The sequence below is a fragment of the Paenibacillus sp. P4_A9 genome (genome assembly GCF_056402415.1).
The window spans coordinates 133,825-141,596 of record NZ_JBFUHL010000009.1 but is presented as its reverse complement, the minus strand read 5'-3'; the positions used below and the strand labels follow the sequence as shown (position 1 = coordinate 141,596).

Annotated in this window: 3 protein-coding genes and 1 pseudogene; all 4 read right to left on the bottom strand. The window is 49.1% G+C overall.

Features of this window, described 5'->3' with window-relative positions; all coding sequences use genetic code 11:
• Positions 1-526: pseudogene (locus AC1DVJ_RS09865) on the bottom strand (sugar ABC transporter permease); the annotation flags it as partial.
• Positions 527-645: 119 nt separating this feature from the next.
• Positions 646-2,727, bottom strand: a complete 2,082-nt coding sequence (locus AC1DVJ_RS09860) for a beta-glucosidase (RefSeq protein ID WP_477590308.1) — start codon at positions 2,725-2,727, stop codon at positions 646-648.
• Positions 2,728-2,750: 23 nt separating this feature from the next.
• Entirely contained in the window at positions 2,751-5,078 is a 2,328-nt protein-coding gene (locus AC1DVJ_RS09855) for a glycosyl hydrolase family 95 catalytic domain-containing protein (protein WP_477590306.1), read from the bottom strand.
• Positions 5,079-5,103: 25 nt separating this feature from the next.
• Entirely contained in the window at positions 5,104-7,752 is a 2,649-nt protein-coding gene (locus AC1DVJ_RS09850) for a glycoside hydrolase family 38 N-terminal domain-containing protein (protein WP_477590304.1), read from the bottom strand.
• Positions 7,753-7,772: the final 20 nt, after the last annotated feature.

Genomic DNA, 7,772 nt, shown 5'->3' with positions numbered 1-7,772 from the left:
CTATAGTTAAGATTACAGGCCAGTATTGCTTGGACATATACCAATCAATCGATTCAATCCCAAAGGTTTTTAAAATAACATTATTCATAATACCGAAATTGAAGCTTAATAAAGCATACACAAGGTAAGTAACGGCTACGTAAGAGATGAAGTAAGGGATAAATGTTAGATTCTGATAAACCTTTGATTTCCGTTTGCCCGTGACTTCGTTCAGCAGAATGGCCAATAAGACCGCGAATAGCGTGCCGATCACCATAAACAGAACATTGTACAAAATCGTATTTCTGGTGATAATATAAGCGTCGCTTCTCCCAAACAAAAATTCAAAATTTTTGAAGCCCACCCACGGACTCGTGATCAAACTGTGGATGAATCCCTGTTTCGTATACTTGATATCTTTAAAAGCGATAATGGATCCTAACATCGGGATATAATTGTTGATGATCACTATGACAATCGCCGGAAGCATCAAGATAAACAACGCCGAGTTTTTCCTGAATTCGCGTATGAGAGCTTTGCCTGCCAATTGATTTCCCCCTTGCACTAGTGCTGCTTGATATGATCTAATTTTATATTCGAAATGCTTTTTGTGGAATAAAGAAATCTATGATGCATTTAAAAATTCTATCGTCCTTTCGCCGACGATTAACGGCATTCCATTATCGTTTTCAATCTAATGTCCCTTGACGAACTGCCGATAAGCAATTCGAATTCGCCGTTTTCGAATACCCAATCGTTTTGTTCCTCGCTGAAGAAGCAGAAGTCTTCTCGCTTCAAGATCAGCGTGTTTTTCTTAGACTCACCGGCATCCAGGTACGTTTTTACAAAGCCCTTCAGCTCTTTTTGCGGACGCTTCACGGACGACTCCAAGTCTGTCACATAGAGCTGCGAGACCTCCGCGCCAGCTCGCAAGCCGGTATTTTCTATGGTAAAATCGACTTCGGCTTTGTCTTCGACGATACGAACGTTCATGTCTTTATAAGCAAACGTTGTGTACGACAAACCGTGCCCAAAGCAAAATAGCGGATCCACCTCGTAAGTGTCATAATAGCGATAACCCACGAAAATTCCTTCATTATAGGTAACCCTATCCGTACCGGGAAACTCTCCGAAGACGTGAGCAGGTGTATCTTCGATTTTCTTCGGAAATGTAATCGGCAATTTGCCCGATGGATTCACATCGCCAAATAGTACGGATGCCAACGCATTCCCGCTTTCCGAGCCGGAATACCATTGCTGAATGACCGCGTGCGCGTCTTTGATCCATTCGGACATCTCGACGGGGGAGCCGCTTATATTTACGATTACCGTATTGTTGTTTGCTTCAAGCAATCGCTTGATGAGATTGTCCTGACCAAACGGAAGCTTTAGATCTACACGATCAGTACTCTCGGAATCAAAGCAAAGCTCGGGTTTCTCATCATGCCGAAGCTGAAGGCCGCCTATATAAATGACCGTCTCGCTATTTTTAGCCAATTCGAATGCTTCATCGGCCATTGCTTGTTGCTTTAAGGGATCGGTTTCTTCAGACGAGTAACCCTGAGCGTACTGCACTTCTACGTTGCCGCCCAAATGCATGCAGATTCCCAAAATAGGAAACACCTCGTAAAGAGCCTGCACGTCTGAGCTTCCGCCGCCCATCAGATGTGAGCGATTGGCGTTTTCTCCGATTACGGCGATCTTTTTCGCGTTTTTGGATAACGGCAAAATATGACGATCGTTCTTCAACAAAACCATCGCCTCTTGCGCTACTTTTAAAGCTGTCGCAGCGCTATTGGGCGTGTTGAAAGCCCCCCGCTTCCTCTCCTCAGGATTAAACATGTTGAGTTTAAACATGAGCTCGAGAATACGCCTTACCCTTTTATCCAATTCTTCCATTGGAATTTCGCCCGACTCGATCTTCGCTTTGAGCGGGTTAGCAAACGGATAATCGTCGTATGCCGGATCGACCCGCATATCGACGTCCGTTCCGGCCTCAATGGCTTTGTTTGTATCATGGATGGCATCCCAATCCGAAACGACAATCCCGTCGAATCCCCATTGATCACGCAAAAGCTCCGTTAATAGATACTTGTTTTCGCAGCAGAAATCGCCCCTGAACTTATTGTACGCCCCCATGACCACGAGAGGCTTCCCCTCGGTTATAGCGGCCTTGAAAGCCGGCAGATAGATTTCATTAAAGGTGCGGTTATCCATTTGAACGTCGACTTGAGTCCGGTTCGTTTCTTGGTTATTGGCTACGAAATGTTTGGCGCATGCGCCGATATCGTTTTCTTGTAAGCCATTAATGACTTGTACGGCTAATTTCGAATTGAGGTAGGGATCTTCCGATAAATATTCGAAGGTTCTACCGTTGAGAGGCGTTCGATGGATGTTGATGCCGGGGGAGAGCGATACGTCTTTCCCGCGGCCCCGGACCTCTAAACCCAAACTGTTCCCGTATTCAAAAGCTATATCTGTATTCCATGAAGCCGCGACAGAGATGTTGCACGGAAATTTCGTAACCAGATCTTTGCCATGGTTTTCTTGTCCGATAGTTCCCCGCATAAAGTCGGCTCTAACCCCCATAGGACCGTCCGAAAAGCGGAGAGGCGGAATGCCTAACCGTTCTATTCCTTTTGTATCGTAAATATTATCGCCATGAATCATCCAAATTTTTTCTTGAAGGGTTAATTCGGATATCCATTCCTCAATTTGATTTCGAGTACGCTCGTCTAATCTTTTCATCGCAATATGTTACCTCCGTTTTCTCAGTTGACCCCTGGATGTCGTGCCGCTTGCTGATTAATCAATGCGTTCGCTTCATCTTTGATTCGTAACAGAACTGTCTCCCCTTTTTGAATTTCTATCACGATCTCGGACTGGATCGGGCATTCGATTGTCGATATCTCGCCGTTTTTTTCAAGCGTCAACGAATCCGAGCCGAAACGATTTTCCACGCGGTAAACGCCTCCGCGTTCGGCATGTAGCTCTACAAAATCAAGCCGTCCGGCTGCCAGTTTTGCGGATACAAGTATCCCCATGTCTCCGCGAAAACGACGAAACTCCGCCCCGCTTTCGAACCATTCTTTCGGAATTGACGGGAATGGCCTAATAAGACCATCCGAAGTCTGTAGCAGCATCTCTTGCAATGCATCGGCAGCAGCCATATTCCCTTCGAGTGTAAATACCCGACCGCGCATGCCCGTGAGTCCGGTCTCTTTGAAATCGCAATTGAGGTGAAATCCGTTCGGAGAACACATGTATTCCCAGAAAGTCTTTAAATGATAGCGCGCGGCTTCTCCATTTCCTTGTCGAGTATAAATTGCGGCAATCCATGCGAATGTATAACCGCAATAATACCCTTTTCCGAGTTTCTCGAGATGAGCGATCGTTTGATCAATGACTTGTTTATCGCTTTCTGAGTGACGGTAATCGAGTGTTTGCAATGGATAAATCGCCATCGCGTGCGAGAGATGCCGGTGCGTCTCGTTAAGCGCTTCGTCCGGGCTCAGCTTAAGTCCCGTCTCATTAATGGCTAATTCAGGCAATCGCGAAAGAATGTCCTTCCATTTCTCCCGCTCTGCAGCTTTACCAAGCAAATCCGCCATCTGCTCTAACCGCGCAAATAAATACCTTAACAAGGACAAGTCATAATTGCTGTTCGGCGTTAACCAAGCATCTAAAGTATCATTATGGATTTCGGGGGAGCTTGACAGCGATAATCTCAATTTTCCGTCATCACCAGGATGAAGCAATTGCTCAATGCATTCAGCCGTCTCTTTCATATACACATAAGTCCGTGTTTCAAGAAACTGAAGATCTCCCGTATATTTCCAGTAATGATCGAATGCCTGACTTAGCCAAATTTGATTGGTTGGACTCAAAGCGTACATTGGCCAACCACCTAGCGGCTTGCCATCGATCGTCATCACGGAAGGCAGATTAATGCCGGGCGTCTCGTAAAAGGTTCGAGCGAATTCACTGGCAACCGGACGTAATTCCCACAGAAAGTCGAGCAAGCTTTCCCCTTCCGTAAGATGATTCGCCTTCAAGTAATGCCAATAACACAATTGGACATTTAAATCATGATGATAGTCGCCTTTCCATGGCGGAAGCATCCCCTCGTCGGCTGTCCATACGCCTTGAAGCGGCATTGGCGGAGCATATTTGCGCGAGCAGGAACCGAACAAATAGTTCGTTAAGTACCATTGCTTCTCCATTTCGAAATCCGAGAGCGTAAGCGAGCTTTGTCTCCAATAGCGTTTCCACCAAGCCGTATGCGTTTGTGACGCTCCGTTAAATCCTATCCTTATCCCTTCGCGAACTCGCTCTTTTGCCCCTTTAAACCATTCAGTGCCGTCTAGATTTGCTGCAATCACATAAACCCATTCGATTTCATGTTCCGAATACTTGCGTTCAGCGACAACGATCGCATACTCCAGACTATGGTTCGTTTTTTGATGAAACCACTTCACGTCCCCGTCTACGCCGAACGTTGCTTCCGGGTACCCGAGAGAGGCCAAACTGATCTCGAGCGAATTTCGATAATCGTCAGGCGCCTCGTAACTGCCGGAATAAGCAGGGGGAACAAGTCTCAAGTCGGGCCGGGCCGCTCCGGTTCCTCTCATTTTGATATATCCAAGCCCCGTCTCCGCATGCAGAAAACTCTCCGCACGGCAAGCTTCTTCCCCAGCGTTCCATTCGACCTCCGCCTTGGCTTCACGGATGTTCAGCCTGCAGTTCATATGTTTCACGGGGAATCCGAAATCGAGTTCCAATCTGCCCGCCGGCAATTTAGTCGGATATGGATACAACGTAAAAAAGTCGTTAAACCTGCATGCGATTTCCTCTTGCTCTCTTCTTCTTACGAGATCAATAAGATTACGGTAAGTAAAATCGTCTGCTAATATCTCTGGCGCAGGCCGAGTATCCCACAAATCCCCTCGGTCAAGACTGAATCGAAGCGGTGCGCCATCGCCCCATAATAAGCAGCCAGTTAATCCATTGCCCAGCGGAAGCGCCTCATCCCACCGGGCAATCGGTTGGCAGAAATTCAAGTCGTGCATCTCGGAAGGGTATTTGTCGTTAAACTCCATTGTTTTGCAACCCTTTCAAATTTAATTATTCAAACACCATAAGCAAATGCAGCATTTGCTTAGCTTCCAGTTCGAGCTCTAAAGTATCTTTGCCGGTAATCGCGATTTCCGACCGATACTGCTCTAACGCGTTGGTCCTGTACGCCGAGGTAATCGATCGATTTGGTAACCGAAGTCGCGCATCCGCTTTGTGGTCCGAAACGTTTATCAAACGCACTAGGATTCCGTCGCCCTCTTCGGCAGGCTTCACGTCGAACACTTGAATGCCTTCGCCTACGATCTGTATAAATTGACCTCCCTCTGCTTCTTTGCACTCTACTACCGGGGTAGCAAGCACGGCGGAAGTCGCCCTCACGGAGGTTCCCACGACGTTGGTCGGATTGAACGCTTCGAAAGTCGTAAGCGTGTATACGAACTCGTTGTAGCCCGGTTGGCGTCCGCGGAAATTCGTGTCCCAGTAATTGTTCATCGGCCATGCCAATAGCTGCGGCTTCTCTTTCTTGTCGATCGTTTGCTGCTCTTTGCAGAAATTGAAATTCCCGACCTGCACCATCGGCGCATCCGTGCAGCCCATCGTTACGCCATGCTGGCCGTCGTACACCGATACACTCCCGTCTACCGTGACGTAGTCCCTGCACACGCCGGGAAGCTGTTGTGCATCCAATTCGACCAGCTGTCCAGCTGTATCATAATGGCTGCGCCAAGCCTCCAAGTTTAGCGGGATGACGAAATAAGTGCCCTCCGGCGTCGTAATATCCTGCTTATGGAAGGAAACCTTCATTTCGATATCCGGCTTATAGACGAAGAAAGTGTACCGCTGCTCCAGCCGTTCTACGCCCGGCGCGTCCCAGCCGAGAATCAAGGTGGCGCTGTTCGCGCTTCTCTCGACGTGGCAGGCATGGAGCCGGGTGTACGATTGTCGCTTCGCCTTCCAGTCATGGACCCAGTCGGTCAAGCTGTTGTTTCCTCTTTCGACGTTTCTCGGAAAGAGGGCGCTGCGGTTATTCTGGTGATAGACGGGATCGACCGTCTCTTGCACGTATTGGAACAATGTCCAAGGGCTTGATGTATCGAGCACTTCCCAGCCTTGCCGTTTATCGAACAAGCTCGTAATCCGGCCCGTCAACGGATCGAAGCGGCACGTATGGAACGGCGTATCGATTGCCCCCTCCTGCACGGTAACCTCACGCAGCCATGGCCCTTCTCCCTCCTTTCCGACCTTGCCTCCGTCAACCTGAATATCGGCCGACCATTCTGCTTCCGTAAGCGAACGGATCAGAACTTTGCGCCAGCTGAAAGGAGGAAGCTCAACCGTGCCGTAGCTTGTCCCTTGATGTTGAACGTCGTTGTTCATGAGGACATGACGCATCCGGTCGGCCCCGAGATGTCGTCCCGGAACCTTAAAACTGGAAGGAACGCGAATATCGTGGGTCACGGCAACGGAAGACGGATTGAGCAGCAGCAAGCCTTCCGGCTCTCCCGATTGCAGCGGATTGCCCGCCAGCTTCTCCAAATGCACGTTCAGCAAATGACCTGTCAGGCTGTTCGCTTGATAGGCGTAATGGGCTTTATGCATCCATTGGATCTCAACGCTTAACTGATCGGGCTCCGATACCGAATTATGCGCGCCCCAGGTGTGTTCGTCGTACAGATGGATTTGCTTCCAAGCTTCCTTCTTCACTTCGATGAAAGATCGTTCGTTCTCGCGCCCAAAGGCATCGAGCAGCTCGACCGCTTTCATGCCTTGCTTCGTCCGGCGGTTCAGCTTCGTTTCCTTGGCGGAACTTGCCGAGCCGAAGTTCCAATAATCGGTCCAATCCCCGGCGTAGGTCGGCAGCTTTGCCGCATGCTCCCTAACTCTTGCATACAGTTGTTCCGGCGTGACGAACGAAATACGGAGACCGCGCTCTTCCTCGTTCCACTTTTTCAACAGCGCCGCCAATTCCCGGTCCGGCGGATTATTGTCGTACAGAGGCAAATTCGTCGCGGTCAAATAAATGAAGTCGAATGGATATTCCGGATTCGCATCGATTTTGCGCAAATAGTTGGAAAGCCCATCGGCCATGATGTTCGTATCATTGGCATTGACGTCGGCAATTTGGCTGAACAGAGAATAGTGCTCGCCATTGAAGGTCAGCAGCTTTCTACGATCCGGCGTTTCCCAATGGAACGCGTTAGGCCGCATGAAAGGCACGCCGCCGAAATGGACGTTGACGCCCATAATCAAAAATTCCACGCCGGCATCGAGCAAGAGCTGCGCATAGGACCACGGCTGACCATTAACGTCGTGGTGGATCGCCGTATTAATGCCGATCCCGAACTGCTCGCGCAGCCGGCGGAGAGGATACAGCGTTCTTGCCAGCTCCTCGGCTGAGGAAAGCGGAGTCATGTGCATGTAAGATCCGGATACGCTCAGCTGCCCGTTATGCAAAAAGTGCTTGAAACGCTCGATACGGCTTTCCTGCGCCGTTTCCAGCCAGCGCAGCACCGGAAGGGTGGACTCGCAGGTCCAGCGAAAACGATTGAACGGCTCCCACTCTTCGGTCCTTTCGCACAGTTCCAGCGCTTGGTCGATATATCGATGCTGCATTTCCAGCAAAATCGGCTGCGCGGTCGTATAACCGACATCCATGTGGCTATGGTGTAGGACGAGTACTTCTTTGATATTAGACATAACATTTTCCACCCTTGTTA